We start from the raw sequence: 19275 nt of genomic DNA, 5'->3' as shown, positions 1-19275 counted from the left end.
ATTGACCCATGCGAACGACGCCACGGGTGGCCGGCTTCCGATCGGAATACCCGGCCGGCTTCGAATTGGAATGCATGGCCGGCTTCGTCGGAATCCGCAATCATACCAAAGGCGCCTTGTCAGGAGCCCGACGTTGCAAGTGCTTCAACCAGATGCCGAAAGTGCAACAACAACGACAGGAATGCCGCAAGAAAGGCGATGGTCCACTGGCACGCGGTAAGCACGGGCACTCGCGCATTGATCGACATCGTAAGCGCCGCGCGAGTGCGCTTGGTCCAGACTGCTTCCCCATCTTTCACGCGTTCGTTCCACCTCGATGCTCGCGAAGCGCAGCATCGAGGCAGGCGCTCAACTCCAGGTCAGCAAACGGCTTGGCAAAAAAACCGGCTACGCCCGCGCTCAACGCGCGGGCTCGCGTGCGATCATCTGCGAAGGCAGTCATCAAGATGAACGGTGCAGCGTGGCCCTGGGCTCGCATCTTTTCCAAAAGTTCAAAACCGCTCATCATGGGCATCTGCACGTCTGCAATGACACAGGACGTGTGGTTCAATTGAGACGACCGCAAGAATTCCTCAGCCGATGCAAACGTATGAACGATGTGGCCCTGCGATTTCAAAAGGTTGTTCAGTGCGGCACGAATCGCAGGATCGTCGTCAATAACGGAAACAGTTGAATACCTAGACAAGACGACCTGTTCTTGGTTGGGCGAAGGCGCTGGCCGACGCATGACGGCCAGCAGAAGGGTGCGCGTGTAAGACGAAATTGTAAAATCATACTTAGGTTTGTACCGTGAAACGCTCAGTCCCAATTCCCAGCCTCTCAGCCATCCTGATCAAATCGGCTAGCGATCGAGCTCCCATCTTCTTCATCACGTGGCCGCGATAGATTTTGACTGTAATCTCGGCGAGCCCGAGTTCCGCGGCTACCTGTTTGTTCAATAGCCCGGCGGCGACCAGTTTCAACACATCCTGCTCTCGTGGACTTAGGGCCTCAAACAAGGACTGGAGCCTGCTGACCACCTTGTCTACACCTCGTCTCTTCCGATCCTGTTCGATCGCTGCGACTACGCCATCGAGTAGTTCCTGATCGCGAAACGGCTTGCTGAGAAAATCGATTGCTCCACTCTTCATGGCTTTGACGGTCATCGGAATATCGCCATGAGCGGTGATGAAAATGATGGGAATGTGAATCTTCTGTTTGGCTAACTCATTCTGGAGCTCAAGGCCGCTCAATCCCGGCAGCCTGATGTCAAGCACAAGGCAGCTAGGAACATCAGGGAGCTCGCTCTGGAGCATTTCCCGTGCGGATCCGTAAGCAACGACATCTAGACCGATCGAACGAAATAGGTTGACCAGCGATTCGCGCATTGAGAGGTCATCGTCGACGACGAAGACGCTCGGCCTCACCTCAGGCCCGACGACATTTGGGGCTTCCTTCCGGGGTTCAGAGCGCTTGGTCACGATAAGAGCCTCACTTGTACGATTTACAGTAGACTTATTGCCTCACTACGACCTTCGATTGAGCGCATAAGGCTTTTGAGGACTTCCGCGCAGTGCAAATCTTTGAAATTTTCAAGGTATGTGACCGGCCAGCCATTCGCGCCAGCGTGACGCAGACAGGAAAGTGTAGCAAAAACCGCTCGACTGGTCGAGAACTGCCTTTGGAGTCTGTCCGCCGTCGCGTTGGATTGGCTCCCAAGGGGCCATCAAACGATCAGCAGCCGATCGAGCAGCACCGAATCCAGAACTTGAGGCGCTCGCTTTAGCGGCGGCGCGTGTCGCCTGGCCTTCGCGAGTGAGACTGCAGCGGACGGCTCATTATGCGGCTGAAGGATCAGAATGCCCGTCGCCTTGGTAGTTGCACGCGGGGGCGCGAGCTGAGCGAATCGGCCCGATTGTGCCTGTGCATGCGCCGATCCCGCCGGCGTTGAGATCGGCAAGCGGAGTAGACTATCGCACCCATACTAAGGAGAATAGACATCAGAGCGAGTAGCAGCGGCATCAGCAACATGAACTCTTCTTTTCCGTCGTCAGAGCGCCTGTGAGTTGCTCTGTGTGAGGAAAGCACCTCGCACCGACTTCGTACAACCTGACGCAAGGTGCGATTCAAGTCCTTTCCGTCATGTTTGTAGGAAAGATGCTCGAATGATTACGCCGCCTCATGTTGGGGTGCGAGCCTCGTGAAGGAAGCAACGCCACGAACGCATGTGTATTCGATGGAGTGGGCTCGTGGCCCGTTACCCGACCATGGCGCACTGCCCGACGTGCAGCAGGGCCCGGATCGCTGCTTCCGTTCTAAGACCCGAGGAGAAGCAAGATGCTCGCTCGTCTCGGCGTGCCGCCGTCCACTCTTTGGCGGCCTTAATCGGTACTCCGGCCCCTTTGCGAAGTCTCTTCACAAGCTCGCCCGATATGTGTCAGCTTCCGGCTCAGTCCTTATTGATCGGGCGGGCAAATGCCGCGGGACCTCAGCCGAACTCTGTTCGGCTCAAGTATCGACAGTGACATCCAGCTCCTGTGGGAGGACGGTGATCGCGCGTTCTGCCGTGGGTGGCACCGGCAAATCCACGGCAGCAGGGCTGTCGTGCTTGTCGTGCGGCCCATCGCGGAACACCCAGCGACGCTCGACCGCCTCGCCCATGAGTACGGGCTGAGGGAGGAGCTAGACGAGGGATGGGCGGTGCGGCCGTTGGAACTCATCCGGGAAGCCGGTCGGACTATGCTGGTCCTGGAGGATCCATGCGGCGAGCCACTGCTAAATTTACTCGGGATCCGTATGGAGCCCAAGCGCTTCCTACGCCTCGCTGTTGGTATCGCGAGGGCCGTGGGCAAGCTTCACCGGCACGGCTTGGTCCACAAGGAGCTGAAACCCGCTCACATTCTGGTCAATTGTCCTGACGAACAGGTGCGACTCACTGGGTTTGGTCTGGCTTCCCGTCTGTCCCGCGAGCGCGTGCCGCCTGAGCCTGCCGAGTTCATCGCCGGCTCGCTGCCCTACATGGCGCCCGAACAGACCGGACGAATGAATCGCTCGGTCGATTGTCGCAGTGATCTCTATTCACTTGGCGTGACATTCTACCAGATGCTGACGGGCGCGCTGCCGTTCACGGGCTCAGATCCCTCGGAGTGGATCCATTGTCATATTGCAAGAAAAGCAACACCGCCCGTCGAGAAGTCGCAAACCCTTCCGGAGCCGATATCTCAGATTGTGATGAAACTCCTCGCGAAAACCGCCGAGGAACGCTACCAGACTGCCTCTGGCCTTGAGCACGATCTGCAACACTGTCTCGCAGCATGGGCCAACCACGGTCGCATCGACCCGTTTGAGCTCGGCACAGACGACACACCTGATCGGCTGCTCATCCCCGAGAAGCTCTATGGCAGAGCCCTTCAGATCGAGGTTTTGCTTGCCTCTTTCGATCGCGCGGTGAAGAGCGGCGCGCCGAAGTTGGTGCTCGTCGCCGGTTATTCCGGTGTCGGTAAGTCTTCGCTCGTCCAGGAGCTACACAAAGCACTGGTGCCCTCGCGCGGGCAGTTGGTATCAGGCAAATTCGACCAACTGAAGCGCGACGTTCCTTATGTGACGCTAGTGCAGACGTTTCAGAGTCTTGTCCGTCCTCTTCTCAGCAAAAGTGAGGGCGAACTCGCCACCTGGCGGCAAGCGCTCCTGGAGGCGCTCGGCACGAATGGACGACTGATGGTCGAATTGATCCCCGATCTGAGCCTGATCATTGGCGAGCAGCCCGCAGTTGCTGAGCTTCCAGCCCGGCAAGCGCAAATGCGTTTCCAGCTGGTGCTTCGCCGCTTCATTGGCGTGTTCGCGCGGCAAACCCATCCTTTGGTGCTCTTCCTCGACGATTTGCAGTGGCATGATGCCGCAACGCTCGACTTGATCGAGGATCTCCTGACGCAGTCGGATCTGCACCTGCTGCTGATTGGAGCTTACCGCAGCAACGAACTTGATGCAGGCCATCCACTCAAACGCAAGCTCGACTCCTTCAGGAGAGCCGACGTAAATTTCGAGGAAATCACGCTCTCGCCGCTCGCTGCAGACGATGTCGCGCAGTTAGTCGCGGATACCCTTCGCTGCGGACTAAAACGCGCTGCCCCGCTTGCAAAGTTGGTGCATCAGAAGACGATGGGTAATCCGTTCTTCGCCATTCAATTCCTTTCTGAACTGGCCGAAGAGCAGCTATTGACGTTCGATCACGAGTCGGCCCGCTGGCGGTGGGATCTCGAGCGTATTCACGCAAAAGCGTACACCAAGAATGTCGTGGATCTGATGCTCGGCAAGCTCATCCGCCTGCCTGAGGCAACGCAGGACGCGCTGCAACAGCTGGCCTGTTTCGGCAACATCGCCGGGTCGGCGGAGCTTGCGATCGTGCTCGAAATTTCGCAGGAGAAGGTGCATGCGACCCTGTGGCCGGCGATCCGGCAGGAACTCATCGCGCTCCACGGAACAGCCTACCGCTTCCTCCATGATCGCGTTCAAGAGGCGGCCTACTTCCTGGTGCCGGAATCCTCGCGCGCTCCTGCCCATCTGCGGATCGGTCGGTTGCTGGCGGCACACGTTCCTGCGCACAAACGCGAAGAGGCTATCTTCGACATCGTCAGCCAACTCAATCGAGGCGTCGCGCTAATTGCCTCCGGTCATGAGCGTGAGCAGCTCGCAGAGCTGAATTTCGTCGCAGGGCAGCGTGCCAGGGCGTCGGCTGCCTACGCCTCGGCACTCACATATTTCACCGTCGGTGCTGCGCTGCTCGCGGAGCACTCTTGGGGAAGGCGCCACGAACTCGCGTTTGCACTGGAGACAAGCCGGGCTGAATGCGAATTCTTGGTAGGCCAGCTGGACATTGCAGAGAGCCTCCTGTCGGTACTGTCGAAGCGCGCCTTGAACGCGCCCCAGCGAGCAACGGTCGCATGCTTGCGGGTCGATCTTTACTTGGCGCTCGGCCAGCACGGGCGGGCAGTGCTCACAGGGCTCGAATATCTTCACGACGTCGGGATCGAGTGGTCGCAGCATCCGACGGACCAGGAAACATTAACCGAATATCAGCGGATGTGGTCACAGCTGCCCGAGGCAATCGAGGATCTTTCTAGGTTGCCTGCAATGACAGATCAGACCATGCTTGCCACGCTTGCCGTCTTGACGCGCATTCTTCCGCCCGCAGGTTTCACGGACGCCAATTTATCCGCTTTGGTCATCTGCAGAGCTGTCACCATCAGCCTCGAATACGGCAACACTGATGCTTCTTGCGCCCATTACGCATGGCTAGGCCGAATCTTGGCCGGGCGCTTCGGCGACTACCAAGCAGCTGACAAATTTGGTCGTCTTGCTTGCGACCTGGTTGATCGCGGTGAGTTCTCCCGCTTTCGGGCTCCCGTCTATTTGGCCTTCGGGTGCAACGTGATCCCGTGGACGAAGCCCCTAAGAGGTGGCCGAGTTTTGATTCGGCGAGCGCTCGCAGCTGCGGTCAGCAGCGGCGATGTCATCTATGAGGCGTACAGCTTGCTTCATCTAACCTCAAATATGATGATGGCCGGAGATCCCCTGAAAGAGGTGCAGAACGAGATCGAGAAAAGCTTTGCTACGATACGGGATAGAAAGGTTCAGTTTGCTGCTGATACCGTAGCCGCTCAGCTCGCAATCATTAGAAGCATGCGCGGCCTCACGCGCTCATTCGGTTGCTTGGATGACCAACAGTTTGACGAGCTAGAGGTCGAGCGATCGTTGGCTCGGAGTCTGGAGCTGTCACCTAGTGAAACCGTCTACTGGATCCGCAAACTTCAGGCGCGATTTCTAGCCGGCGATTATGCTGCGGCTGTTGATGCTCGCTCCAAGGCGGAGCCCAAATTATGGACTATGCCGACAGAGCCCTTGATCGCGGAGTTTCACTTCTTTGGTGCGCTGTCTCACTCATGTTACTGCGACAAGCTAGGCGAAAGCGAACAACAGCAACATTGGCTTATCATTGATGCCCATTACAGACAGCTGCAGATATGGGCGACGAATTGCCCCGAAAATTTTGAGAATCGGACTGCCCTGGTCGGCGCTGAAATTGCAAGGCTCGAATACCGGGATGCACACGCAATGCGACTGTATGAACACGCAATCCAGACCGCAGCACGTAACGGTTTCGCCCACCACGAGGCAATCGCTTGCGAGCTTGCAGCGCGCTTTTATGCTGCGCGTGGTTTTGACAGAATATCCCGGGTTTACCTGCAGGACGCCCGGCGCGGCTACCTTCGTTGGGGGGCAGATGGCAAAGTGCGTCAGCTCGACGAGCAGAATCCCCACCTCAGCCATGAGGAGACCGCTCCTGCCGTGAATGGCCTGAGGATCGGAGCTCCGGTTGAGCATCTTGATCTCGCGACGGTAACAAAAGTGTCGCAGGCGATTTCCGGCGAGATTGTTCTTCAAAAGCTAATCGACACGCTTATGCGGACTGCCATTGAGCAGGCCGGCGCCGAACGAGGTTTGTTGATTCTGCTACATGGAGGCGAGCCACGGATCGAGGCGGAAGCCACAACGGTAGCGGATGCGCTGCTTGTAAAGGTGAATGAACAGCCCGTAACGCCGATGGCTCTTCCCGAGTCCGTGCTGCATTTCGTCCTGCGTGTCCGCGAAAACGTCATTCTCGAAGATGCTGTCGCCGAGCCTTCATTTGCGGAAGATCCGTATATCCGCGAGCGCAAAGCGCGTTCTATTCTTTGCCTGCCACTGATCACGCAGGGCAAGCTGATCGGCGTACTTTATCTGGAGAATAATCTCGCCGCGCGCATATTCTCGGCTGGCCGCAACTCGGTGCTGAAAATGCTTGCGTCCCAAGCTGCAACAGCGCTGGAAAACAGCCGCTTGTACAGCGAAGTTCAGCAACGGGAGTCGAAAATCCGGCGCTTACTTGACGCTAACATCATTGGAATATTCATCATTCGCGAAGGAGGCGAGATCATCGAAGCAAATCAAAGCTTTCTCACGATGGTTGGATACGACCGAGAGGATCTCGTCGCGGGGCGAGTGAACGGTCTCGACCTGACACCGCCAGAATGGCACGAGCGTACACTGAATGCGCGAACAGAAGCAAAAAGGACCGGAGCGGTTCAGCAGTTCGAGAAAGAGTATGTCCGCAAGGATGGCAGCCGCGTGCCGGTGCTAGTTGGCCTCGCCGTATTCGATGCGCGAGACGACCAAGGTGTTGGCTTCGTCCTCGACCTGACAGAGCGAAAGAGAGCGGAAGCGGAAGCCCGTGAAAGCGAACGACGGTATCGCGAGACTCTGATGGGGCTGGCACACGCCAATCGGATCACGACAATGGGACAGCTGGCCGCCTCAATCGCCCATGAGGTCAACCAGCCGATTGCCGCGATCCGGAGTAATGCGGGGGCGGGGCTAAATTGGCTCGGTGCTCAACCCCCAAATCTGGAAGAAGTTCGGCAGACCTTCGGGTTGATTGTCCGTGACAGTATGCGAGCAGGGAACGTGATCCGCCGGATCCGCGCTCTTATGAATAAGGCTCCTATGCAAACGGAGCTTCTCGCAATTGACGAATTGATTTTAGAGGTGCTGGGCCTAGTTCGCGCGGAACTTGCGAAAAATGATGTATGGGTGCAAACGCGACGGACTGAGGCGTTGCCGCTCGTCCGGGCAGATCGCGTCCAGGTGCGGCAGGTGATTCTCAATTTGATCACGAACGCCATCGAGGCCATGAGCGAGATCAACGAAAGTGATCGCGAGTTACTGATCAGTGCGCGGACAGATGACTCGAATAACGTAGTGGTCACTTTTCGGGATACGGGTCCAGGGCTCGATCCGAACTGCGCTGACCGCGTGTTCGATGCGTTTTACACCACCAAGTCCGAAGGCATGGGCATGGGGCTGGCCATTTGCCATTCTATTATTGAGGCGCACGGAGGCCGGATGTGGACGGGCGCCAATGATCCTCGCGGGGCCGTCTTTCAGTTCAGCATGCCGGTTGCGCCGGAGGGCGTGGATCGGTCGGAACAGGTCTCTTCAACGTCTTAGGCTCGAATTCGACATCGAGCAGGGCGCTCCGGGAGCCCCGATCATCGTGACAGAAGCAACGGCGAGACCTCGAGGATTTGAGACATTCGCGTTTCTTACTGCCCATCGGGGAGTGTTGGAGCGTGCGCAGATTGTCGCGAATTGTCAGAAGATCTGCAATCTGACCCTAACGTCGGATTCAAGACGCTTTGAGGGCTTCCTGCAAGTCTCAGAGGCTTGCAGGGCGTCAAGCGGAATCAGACGAAAGCTGCACACGCAGTGTTCGAGAGAATGACGGCAATCGCCCTCCAAAGCATCTTTTGTTTGAGTCGGGAGGGCGACATGATTTAACTTAATGCATGCAACCGTCGCCTGTGGCAGTGCAGATCTTCAGTGTGGGTGATCAGTTCGGCCCATCGCAACATTCCGTACTAAACTGGTTTCGAAACCGCTTGCTTTGATAACCGTGGAGCCGGGGCAGCCCACTTGAATCCGATCTCAATGCAGAGCATTCTGTCATGCGCCCCGAAGCGCACCTCGGATTGCAACCGGTGTACCGCTCTTCTTCTCCGGAGTTGGCCTCGGGGCCGCGCGCCGCTGTTGGCGGTTGCAATAGCTGACGCGCAAGCGATGGCGTCCTGTATGGTTTTCTCTGCTCTGTGAAAAGCACCTGCCGCGAGCAGGAACCGTCCGCTGCCGGCGCATCGCTGTGCAGAAGGAGAGCAGTCGAGATATGGAGAAATGCAGGTGGTACCGCGTCGTTCACAATACGTCGTTCGGGTTCGTCATCGCAATGAGGTGAGCCACACGACGGTCTTCGTCACGGTCGCTCTTTGATAACCCCTCGATGACGCCGGCGCGATCCGCCGCGTTGCGGTTCTGGCTCATCTTCCGCGTGCCATCGAACCGTGTAATTTGCAATCGCAGGCCGACAATCCCCTTCAGCTCCGTTTTGATGAAATCGGCACGGGCGTCAGACACCGCCCAGCGGTCTTTGCCCGAGCGCTCATGCACATCGGTCAGCCGCGTGACCACCCTTCGCAGCCGATCGGCATCATCGAAGAATTCGATCGGCCCGTAGGCATGCACAGCGACATAGTTCCACGTCGGTACGGCCTCGCCTCTCTCGTGCTTGGTCACGTACCAGGAAGGGCTGACATAGGCCTCCGGCCCAGCGAAAATGGCCATCGCCTCGCCAGCCGGTGTCAGCTTCCACTGCGGGTTCGCACGCGCCACGTGGGCGTAAATCGTGCCCATGGAGCCTTCGCGCTCGTCGAGTACTACGGGCAGCATCGTTCCAACAAGCCCTCCGTGAGTAGCGGTGATCAGTGTCGCCGTGCGTGCCTCGCGCATCGTCCGATGAACGTCGGTGATATCGACAACTTGGAAGGAGGGCGGCGTGTACATCGACGAAGCTCCCCGGCAGCCCGACGGAAAGCCGGGCGACTCATGATTCGGACTGGGGTACGCCTCGTGTCGGATCACCGAAACGATCAGTTTTGGTGGGTATTTTCGTTCCTCCGCGCGCGCTAGGCCCTTGGGCCAGTAAGCCTATGATGCGTCAAAGGTGCAGGTGCAGATCGGAGGGTGCGTTTGCACGCTGGCCAGCCGTTGCCTTCCACGCGCCGCCTGCAGACGAATTCGGCTCTTCGTGCCAATGACTGCAGCACATGAGCAGCTTCACCTTAGGGCTATGAGTGGGACGCCAGAATTGCGGCTGAGCCCTGCCGCATCAGCTCGCCGCGCCGCAAGTCGCAGGTTGCCGGTGACTGGTTGTGCTAGATCCGCGCCGGCACTGGACGGACATATCACAAGGAAATCTTAGCCATTCCGGCGGCGTGTGAGTGCCGGTCAAGAAGTCGATAAGAGGCGTCCGTCCGTGCGATGTGTCTGGCACGCGACATACGGGCCCAATCTGGCCCATATCGCAGACAGGGGCCTAACATCCGACGTGAAATCCAGGATTACGAGGATCCCAGCCGCGCCGCCTATCTGTTTCCCGCGGGATGCGAATGCACCACGCGTTCTGGTGCTGGTCGAAAATGCCGAAGAGCTCAAGCGCCTCCCGCCGGTCCAGCACGTCAGGAGCGGCGGCCCATCCTCCTAGGCCAGACGTGTTGCACCCTACACCATTCCTCTGACGGGACTCTCGAAGCATCGACCGCTGCTTTCATCGGCCGTGATTGGCTCAATGGCTACCCAGATCCATCACAGCTGGTGCGGAGCGTGCGGCTGCACCTGTTGCGTAGCATGGTTCCGATATTCCGATCCTGCCTTATTGAGGACGATCTGATGGCGTTAACGCCGGATGCTGATGGCCTATTCCAGTTCAGCATTTGAGTTCGAGAGTTCAAGTCCTCGTGCGGGTTTTCGGGGTAAAAGAGAGCACATGCCTATGAGGGACACGATGAAGCACATCAAACGGTCGTTGCGCGTGCTCGGTGGACTTGCTGTCGTCGTCGGCGTCTCTTCCGTGCTCGGATCGAACTATGTGCGATCGGAAGCCCTCAATGGCTTTGGCTCTGCAGCGACGGGCGGCCTTGGAGGCGAGGTAGTTCAGGTCAGATCAACCAAAGCTCTGAAGTATGAGTTGTGTCGTTCGTACAGCTTCGGGCGCTGCAATGACAATAGTCCGCGCGAGATCCAGGTAGCCGGAACCATAGACTTTACCGGTACGGAAGGGCAAGGCGAGGGGCAGGGTTGCCAATACGGCCGTGCTTGTTCGGCACCGTATAAAAGTGAGTCCCTTCTCCTTATAGATGGCAACGATGCGCATTGCGACGGCAAGGAGAAGACATTGGTCGGCTTCGACAGGGCCGGCAAGCACCCGCTGGAGATTGGCTCAAACAAGACGGTGATCGGCGTTGGCCCGAGCGCGACAATCAAAGGGAAGGGGCTGCGCCTAAATGGGGTCAGCAACGTCGTTATTCGCAACCTGACCATCAGTGATATCAATCAAGGCATGATATTTGCCGGCGATGCTATTGCAATTGCACGAGCCGACCTGGTTTGGATCGATCACAACCGGTTTTATAATATCGGGCGGCAGATGATTGCCGGCGGCCTTGGCCCTACGACGAATATTACGATTTCCTGGAACGACTTCGATGGCAGCGATACCTATTCCTCCTATTGTAACGGGGAGCACTATTGGAATCTCCTTTTTCTTGGTGTCCCGCAGACGATCACCATCGCAAATAACTATTTCCATGAGATCTCAGGGCGGGCGCCGCACATTGACGGTGCCCAGGCTATTATTCATCTCCTCAACAACTACTTCCACAACACGAACGCGCAACAGAGCGGCGGATTCTTCCATGCAGTGGATGCTGGACCATCTGTGCAGGTGCTGATCGAGGGCAACTACTTTGACAACATTGAAACACCTGTAAAGACTGGTAGTGGACATATCTTTGGCTTGTTGGGCAAATCCAGCCGGACCGTGCAGAACATCTGCCTTACCGTGCTCGGACGTCGGTGCATCGAGAACATCGCGAGCGCAGTGCCGCGGATCAATGGCTTTCGCCTGGATGAAGCCGTAGTTCAATCGTTTGGAGCTCTTCCAAGGTCATCTATTGCTCTTCCATTTCCAGCCGATGCTGTTTCGGCAGTGATCACGGCCAGGGCAGGTCCCGGACACCTTGAGAGCCGGTGATGGTCCGTTCGCAGAGGCGGCTCGAGACTGGCCGATTGCCGCAAACTGTTAAGCGGAGGGCGCATACTGGACGAGAACAGCGCGCAAAGCTGGCTGCCCGACGTTGCACGGGAACCGTATGGCCTTTCTCTTCGGGCCGAGCGGTACATTTCCTATCGACTATGCGCCCCATGCCTTTCGCCGCCGACCCGGGTGGGTTGGAAAGAGGGTGGGAGGTGGCATCGAGTTCCTGGCAAACTGTTCGACTCAAACCCGGTCCCGTACCTGACGGAGGTTCACAGCTCCGTTTTCCAACTGGCATGGTGCTTGCTCGAGAGTACCCGTAGCGCGAGGCTCGCCTAGGAAACCTAGTCACACGCGCCCTTGTCCGCTTGAAGAATCCGCAAAGCTTGGAAATATTCGCAATGAAACAAACGGCTTCGACCGAGAGGGTCATTCCACTGACCGACGTCGTCAAGCGCGCAGCGCGCATCGGTGTTGAAATCGGAAATATTAAGCTCTCGGGTGATTTACCGAGCCAAACCATCGCTGAGATCACCAGCTTGCTGCTCGAACACAAGGTGATCTTCTTCCGCGATCAGGGGCATCTTGATGACGCGGAGCAGGAGCGATTTGCTGCTAGATTGGGAAGGCTGGTGCCGCATCCGACACTCGGTACGGTCAATGGAACGGCCTCGATCATCGAGCTTGATTCCGCGCGCGGAGGTAGCCGGGCCGATGTATGGCACGCCGATGGAACCTTTCTCGCGGCGTATCCTAGACTTGCGGTGCTGCGAGCCATTGTGGTCCCATCGTCCGGTGGCGATACGATTTGGTCGAACGCTGTGGCCGCCTATCTGGATCTGCCGCGGCCGCTCCAACGGCTTGCCGACGAACTCTGGACCGTTCACAGCAACGCCTTCGACTACGCCGGGACCTGCCGTGTTCGCGAAATCGACCAGAAGCATTTTGATGAGGTCTTTACCAAAACGATCTATGAGACGGAGCACCCGGTGGTCCGTGTACATCCCGAGACCAGCGAGCGCGCCCTGGTGCTCGGCGATCTGGTGCAAAGGTTTATTGATATCCCAAAACGCGACGGTCAGAAGCTGTTTGATCTATTCCAGTCTCATATCACGGCACCCGAAAACACCGTACGTTGGAGCTGGAAAGAAGGCGATGTCGCGATCTGGGATAACCGCGCAACGCAGCATTATGCGGTCAACGATTACGGTGACCAGCATCGCGTCGTTCATCGTGCCACAATCGATGGTGACGCGCCCGTCAGCGTCGACGGTCGAAGCAGTGTAACGCGCCTCAAGACGACGAAGCGCCCGTCCACGAAGGTTGCCTAGCAAGGCTCGGCAAAATTCACCGATCATGCACTGCTCTTATCGCATGTTCGCGCGAATAGATGTTTGGAAGAGAAGTGAACCCAGCAGAACGCCACGCGCAATTGGATGGGAGCGCTAACGCGCCGCAGACTCGGGAGGCGACCTCCTTGCTGGAGTAAGATGCTAAAGCTCGTCTCGAGCGACGAAAATGAGTCAGCATTCGAGTGGCGCAAGTCATCCGGCCGCGTCCCGTCGATTTGCCGCCGAAGGGAGGCACGTGTCCGCCGACCTCGCGCAGTGCCACGACCGTCGACAGAGATAGCGATTGCCGTAGTTGGGTAGCTTTGGCATCTGTGTCGCGGTTCCGCTTACCACACCCCTTCGGCGTGAACTAAGCTCCGAGGGCACGATTTCGGCCTGTCATGGCAGAGTACGAGCTCGGGCGCGAGTCTGACGAGCTGCACCAGCAATCATCCGAAAGCAATGTCGCTGCCGCAAGCTCAGCACTCGATTGAACAAATGAGCATGGGAGATCATTCCGCGGCCGGAGGGTATAGCTCTTGCGCAAGTACGACGTCGGCCTATCGCTCGTAGACGGAAGCAGCAAAGGCTCTAACCTACCATTCCCAACAGCATGCTACGTTGGATATCAAGGCTCAATTTACGCGGTACCCGGCTTCGCGTCAGGAGCACAGCGGATACCAAAATCGCCGTGATGGGTGGCCCATACCGTTGAAAAGGGCGGGTGGGATATCGACTACATGACGCTCCGCGCAGTCCTGAGAGCCTAGAAGAATACCGACGTAGATACCAATATATTCAGGGCGTGTCCTGTTTGCGGCGTGTAGGTAATGTTTGTCGGGTGATTGATGTACGTCAGTCCTACGGTTGTATATATCCCGGGCGCCAGATGCGCCGTATACAGTCCCGAAATTGCTGTGCTGTCCCGGTGCGCCAGCTGCTCTTTCGCCAATGCAGCGTCCACCGCGAATTGGCTCCAGATGGTGTTGTTGACAACAAGACTCATCTGATCAGTGGGCCGGCTGTCAAACAGGCCCTTCGCATACAGGCGAAGCTCGTAGTACTGGCTAGCCCTATTTAGGTCAGGCGGAGCGTACATTACAGAGAACCCGCCATAGATTCCGCGAGATGCCGAGCCATGGACGTCAGACTGCCAGAATTGCCTATCCGCAGCTACATAGTAGACGCTGTTCGCCTTGGCTGTCGGTTGCGTCGGATGCTGTAGGTCCGTGTAGCTGCTGTTGTTAAAGCCCGCGCCAGCCCGCAGCCAAGTCTCAGGTACCCCGGGAGTAGGCTTGTTCTTATAGCAAACTTCATCAAGTAAAAGAATGCCCGCCTCGCGCGTGCTCCAGTTCAAGCCAGTGGGATTTTCGCTTACATGCGTATATTGACCGGCTGGACTAAGCGAGCGCTGGATTGAGAGCTTGTTATATAAGCGATCGTCAAAATTGTACTTCAGATTAAGAGCCGGCGTTGGCGCCCAATTGTTGCTCATGCCTGCTTGGAATAGCATCTTCGACGAGGGTCCAAAAACTTTTTCTCCGGCACCCGCAAACTCATGTTGGTTCCTGAGGTGACCCACTTTGAGTTCGATCTTCCTTTCGAACAATGTTTGATAGTAGGAAACTGCATTGATTCCCAGTCGGTCTGGTCCGGCGCTCTTCCATGTCCAATATTGATGCTCGGCTCCCACGACGATCTGACCGTCGGGAATTCCAAACCGAGCGAGGTCATAGGTCACGATCATAGAGTTGACCGTACTAAATGTCGGATTCTGCCCGACATATTGTTGATTGGCGATGGTGCTTCTGGCCGCATTACCGAGTTGATTGTTGATAAACGTGTTTAGGGTCCAGCCAGCGAATCCAATCCCGAGATCCGAAAGCTCGGATCTGACAGAAGCTGTATCCTGATCTATGGTGTCCGCAGGACCAGGACCAGTGAACGCCGCACCTTTTTCGCGGAGCTTCTCGAATTTTGCGAATGGGTCAATCTGCTTTTGACTTCTGCTCTTGGCGGTGACCTCCGCACTGTCGCGCGTTGTGGTAGACCTAGTTGCTTTTGGCAGCAAGTTCCCAGAAAGGCGCGCTGCTCCTTTGGGCCTGCCGCTTCGGAAGGTTACAGCCAGATTCGAGATTGTTTGGAGTCTTGCCTCGGCGAGCTCATCGGGGCTGTGACTTCTAGGGCCAGAGATATCACCAGGTTCTGCCTCCGCCGAACTGCAGGCGAGACTAGCTATCAGGGAAAGGAGAATACGCCCTCTTGGCTTCGCACTTGGTCGAGAGATGAAAGCAACTGCGCCAGCCGAGTATGCCCGCATGGATACTGGCGCTATACCGCAACAATACATCGTGATTTCCACGTCCGTCGATTTGAATAAGGTGCACGTCCACCTGACGGCATAGGCCGGTTCGCGATCCTAGCGCTCAGCGCGATGTAGGTGACGCTTGAGGCCAGGCGGCATCTCTGTGCCGACGAGACCCGCCCAGCCTTCCGTGCTATCACCACTGCTGGCGCAGCTTGGCCAACGTGGTGGTACCCAGCGCGGCGCAACCCAGCCGCTCGATCGCTAAGCGAGTGCAAGCATTTGCTGCACCGTGTCGAGACGGAGAGTGGCCTGCTCGATGTGACGTTCGCTGGCAAGAGATTGGCGGCCAGCGCACGGAGCCCAGGGATTCTCGCGACAAATCCGTTGCCACGAGGATGTTCTTCAACAGAGAGCCGCGCCAGTAGCTGAGCTCGCATAAGAACGCGCCGGACCCTAGAAACGCCTGCAGCTCGGTCCATGGGATGAAGCACAGGCGGGCAGAAGGGGCTAACATCTTTTGACGCCCGTAAGCTCGCTGAGGCCGGCACGAGGCCTTGATTGGCTCTCATGGGAAGATGGAGAGCGCGATTGGAGGCGTTTTGATAGCTGCGGGACCAGACAGAACATCCATCAGCTCGATTGGATTTACCGGATCTATATCGCATCGCGACTTCGTCCTTGATGTGGCCCGAGCGAGTTTCACCGGCACTGACTGGCATGTGTCCGTCATCTCCATCAATTGCTAGGTTTGGTAGGTTGACCGGGCGCGGGACGTCGGCCTCGCTGTGCGAATCCTAGGTATCGTGCCGCTCGGCGCGAGACCGTCCCGGCGTCAGGGACGAACTCCGGTATGGCAGCATAGAGTGGTGCCATTCGGGAAGGTCGCTTCGATTCCGGTTGCGCGAGGCTCTTACGGGAAACTTGTTTCGATCCCGCGGGATCCGGTTCTAACTGTGGTGCTCGATTATCGTTGGCGCCGTGTCGCGCTCGGCGCTGGTCCTTTTGTGCTCTTTGGTCTAGCTCATCGCGTCGACCAGCTGCTGCTCTGGATTGCACGCAGCGGATCGTAGCGATCCCGGTCGAGGGGCGACCATGCACATCAATAGGATCCGTCGTGCATCACCACGAAGCGCTCCTCTTTGCTGGGAGTTCCAGCGTAGATCGCAGGCTGATTGCGGTATCCCGCGCTGCCAGCGCTTGAGGAGGTCGAAATATCCTCGTACATCCGGACGAGCTTGATCAGGTTTTCGATACCGAAGTCGCTGAACGCCTAGATCTCATCTTCTCCGGCGCGCTAGACCCAGATGAAGCCGTCCTCGATCGCCATTTTGTTGGCGGCCTCCCGCAGCCAGTCGTCGTCCTGGTCGAGGTCCGCGGCCACACGGGCAATGGTGGTGATGTGATGAACTTTGTCGGTCACGCCGCTTGAGCGGACTGCGTTGCAGTCGAGGGCGTCCAATTCCCGGCAGCAACTCGCCTAGCCGTCTTCGCGGTAGGGCCGGGTCGGCTCTCGTCCCGCAGCTGCGCACGGCGTCGTTTACGAATTTGGCGCTGTACGTGAGTGCACCAGGTGAGCGAAAATCGTTACCCGGGCTTCTGGGCGCATAAGGGAAGGTGATGCATTCATACGATCAGCGCTCCTTGGCTGGTCTTAGCAGAGCGGCGCGCCAAGATAAGTATCGAATGCGGCGGCCACAGCGCGAGTTAGAAAACGATGCTCCTGCCTCACGCGGATGAATCCCTTTTCTACCTCCACGATCCCATCCTCGGCGAGCATTGCCAAGCGTTCGGGTGAACCGAGGAAAGGGACCGGGTCAAATCCATGAGTAATGCAAATTGCCGGCACGTCGACTTCGAAATCGCACATCAGCCGCTCGATGATTGCGGCCCGGACGCGGTCTTCGAGGCTGAGACAGTAGCCCTTTGCCGTCGCCAGACGGCTGGCATTGATTTGGTCGCTGTAAGAACCCGCTTCAACTTCGTTCTGGACGTAACCGTCGCCAAGGCGGCCGATGGCCGACGGGCCAAAGCCGATGACTTTGTGACGGGTGTCGGCCGAGTAACCCAGTGAGTTCCGCCGCAGGCGACCGGCTTTCTGCGCCAGCGTGAGCTCATCGTCCGGCAAGGCGAAATGGTCGAGTCCGATTTGGCGGTAGCCCGCAGCAATCAGTGTATTGGCCATCGCCGCGGCCTGTTCTGCACGGGCAGGGCTGTCTGGCAGCGTTGCCTCGTCGATCAGGCGCTGATTCTTCTTAAAGGAAGGAACGTGCGCGTAGCCAAATACCGCAAGCCGGTCTGGTCGCATGGCCACCGCCGTAGTCGCGGTCTGAACGCAGGACTGCACCGTCTGATTTGGCAGACCGTAGATGAGGTCGAAGTTGATGCGGATTACTCCATGCTGCCGCAGCATTTCGACAGCGCGCTCTGTTTGTGCCTCACTCTGAACGCGGTTAATGGCCTTTTGAACAATTGGGTCGAAGCTCTGGACGCCCAGGCTCGCGCGATTCACGCCGGCAGCCGCTAACGCTTCGGATGTGGCGAGCGTGAACGTGCGCGGGTCGATCTCAACAGCGATGGCGGCCGTTTTCGAAACCGCAAAGCGGCGGCGCAGAAGTTCCATCAGCGCCCCGAACTGCGCGGGCTCGATGAGGGTCGGCGTTCCACCGCCGAAGTGCACGTCGCTCACAGGCAGCCGTTGCGGCACCTGCGCCCCGACCAACTCGATCTCCTTACGAAGAACCGCCAAATATTCTAGGATGGGTGAATCCCGGCGAGTGATGCTTCGAGCGAAGCCGCAATACCAGCAAATCGATCGACAGAACGGAACGTGGAAATAGAGCGACACGGACTCATTAACCGGCAGGCGCTGCAGCCATTTCTCACAGGCTTCGGCGCCGACCACCGTGGAGAACTGGGCTACAGTTGGATAAATGGTGTACCAAGGAAGGCGAGCATCGCAATACTTTTCCAGGACCGAGGTCTGCAACGATTGTTATCCTATGTTTACGAAGTTTGTGGTCGCAAGCGAAGTCTTTTGCATTCCTTTTTGCCGATAGTATCCGGAATGTCGCTAGACAATTGGAAGCTTGCGTGACGGCCGATCTGCTGACGAAACGCGGTGTGGGATAGCAAGCCGTTCCTCTCGAAGACAGAGAACAACCGCTGCAGGCGAGATACTCGAATCAACACGGCCACGGCGGGGCCCCAGATTCAACTCCGCTTCGCTAATCTCCGACGTTCGCCAACGAGACATCCACCGGGGCCGTTGACGGTGCTAGAGCTCGAGCTGCTCCACGACTTGACTCGTGCGAGGTTTGTCGATCAAAATTGGTACGTCGCCTCGCAATCTTCAGCAACTGGCCAGGTTTGGTAGTTGACTTCTGCCTGGCGTATTCCCCATCCACCCAGGATACTGCGCCGGCTCGGGGACATCCCGGTACGTAGTTGAACTTCACCAATGCGCGGATCGTCGGTGTCGCGCGGCGCCACGGCTGTTGGCGTGAGTGTGCTCGAGTTGGTATGGAAAAAGTAATGACCGGGTAGGCGAGCGAGAAGTGATCGATGCAATTGAACAGCCGTTCAGACTTGCCACCGGTTTTGCACAGATCGTCAAGGCACCTATGGTGGGTGGTGGTCGTCTTCGTGTGTCTGGGCACTGCAGGGGTCTATTTTTTCGACCAACGTCAGACCATATCTCGAGAGCTCGGCGGTCCGTGAAGTTGCTCCAAGGCTGAGCTTGTCACCGACGCCGGGGCGGTACCTGTCGGAGGTTCCATCCGGACAGGCTCACGGTCAAGCGGCTTCACCCGAGCCCGTGTACTTCGTCGGGCACGGCGTGTGCAGAAACTTCTAAACACCGGCGCAAACCAGGACGTCGGGCGCTTCCCGAAGACGCATAGCCGGAACCGAGGCTCAAGACCAGAACGCATTCTTCTTCAAACAGAGCATCCAGCCTCTTGAGATTGGATGAATTGACC

General features: G+C 57.6%; 9 protein-coding genes. 3 read left to right on the top strand and 6 right to left on the bottom strand.

The features are described from left to right. Nucleotides 1–295 precede the first annotated feature (295 nt). Nucleotides 296–727: a response regulator gene (locus tag IVB36_RS08110; protein ID WP_247391157.1), complete on the bottom strand. Its 432-nt coding sequence runs from the start codon at nucleotides 725–727 to the stop codon at nucleotides 296–298. Between the two features lie 49 nt (nucleotides 728–776). After that, the gene (locus IVB36_RS08105) at nucleotides 777–1406 is read right to left on the bottom strand and encodes a response regulator transcription factor (RefSeq protein ID WP_051112989.1); all 630 of its coding nucleotides are present in this window, start codon (nucleotides 1404–1406) and stop codon (nucleotides 777–779) included. Nucleotides 1407–2454: 1048 nt separating this feature from the next. On the opposite strand from IVB36_RS08105, the gene IVB36_RS08100 reads away from it, so the two are divergent. Continuing rightward, nucleotides 2455–8022, top strand: coding sequence for an AAA family ATPase (locus tag IVB36_RS08100; RefSeq protein ID WP_247391149.1), 5568 nt, complete (start codon nucleotides 2455–2457; stop codon nucleotides 8020–8022). 741 nt (nucleotides 8023–8763) lie between these two features. On the opposite strand, the gene IVB36_RS08095 is transcribed toward IVB36_RS08100, so the two are convergent. Continuing rightward, complete coding sequence (locus IVB36_RS08095) at nucleotides 8764–9408, bottom strand: FMN-binding negative transcriptional regulator (protein ID WP_247391147.1); 645 nt, start codon at nucleotides 9406–9408, stop codon at nucleotides 8764–8766. 1000 nt (nucleotides 9409–10408) lie between these two features. Between IVB36_RS08095 and IVB36_RS08090 the strand changes: the two genes are divergently transcribed. Both IVB36_RS08090 and IVB36_RS08085 read left to right on the top strand, forming a co-directional pair. Next, entirely contained in the window at nucleotides 10409–11656 is a 1248-nt protein-coding gene (locus IVB36_RS08090; RefSeq protein ID WP_247391145.1) for a right-handed parallel beta-helix repeat-containing protein, read from the top strand. A 404-nt stretch (nucleotides 11657–12060) separates the two neighbouring features. Beyond that, complete coding sequence (locus IVB36_RS08085; protein WP_247391144.1) at nucleotides 12061–12990, top strand: TauD/TfdA family dioxygenase; 930 nt, start codon at nucleotides 12061–12063, stop codon at nucleotides 12988–12990. 766 nt (nucleotides 12991–13756) lie between these two features. Here the strand turns inward: IVB36_RS08085 and IVB36_RS08080 are convergent. The 3 genes from IVB36_RS08080 to hemN all read right to left on the bottom strand — a co-directional run bounded on the left by IVB36_RS08080 (nucleotide 13757) and on the right by hemN (nucleotide 18284). Continuing rightward, nucleotides 13757–15061 carry a carbohydrate porin gene (locus tag IVB36_RS08080; RefSeq protein WP_247391142.1) on the bottom strand — a complete coding sequence of 435 codons (1305 nt, stop codon included), beginning with the start codon at nucleotides 15059–15061 and terminating at the stop codon, nucleotides 13757–13759. A 1531-nt stretch (nucleotides 15062–16592) separates the two neighbouring features. Then, entirely contained in the window at nucleotides 16593–16718 is a 126-nt protein-coding gene (locus IVB36_RS40115) for a hypothetical protein (protein WP_256374451.1), read from the bottom strand. A 231-nt stretch (nucleotides 16719–16949) separates the two neighbouring features. Next, a complete protein-coding gene (gene hemN / locus IVB36_RS08075; protein ID WP_247391140.1) occupies nucleotides 16950–18284 on the bottom strand; it encodes an oxygen-independent coproporphyrinogen III oxidase in 1335 nt (444 codons plus the stop codon). Nucleotides 18285–19275: the final 991 nt, after the last annotated feature.

Source organism: Bradyrhizobium sp. 35, from assembly GCF_023073215.1.
GTDB classification, from domain to species: Bacteria; Pseudomonadota; Alphaproteobacteria; order Rhizobiales; family Xanthobacteraceae; genus Bradyrhizobium; species Bradyrhizobium canariense_D.
The sequence above is the reverse complement of the archived record's forward strand: the minus strand, read 5'-3'. Positions and strand labels throughout refer to the sequence as shown.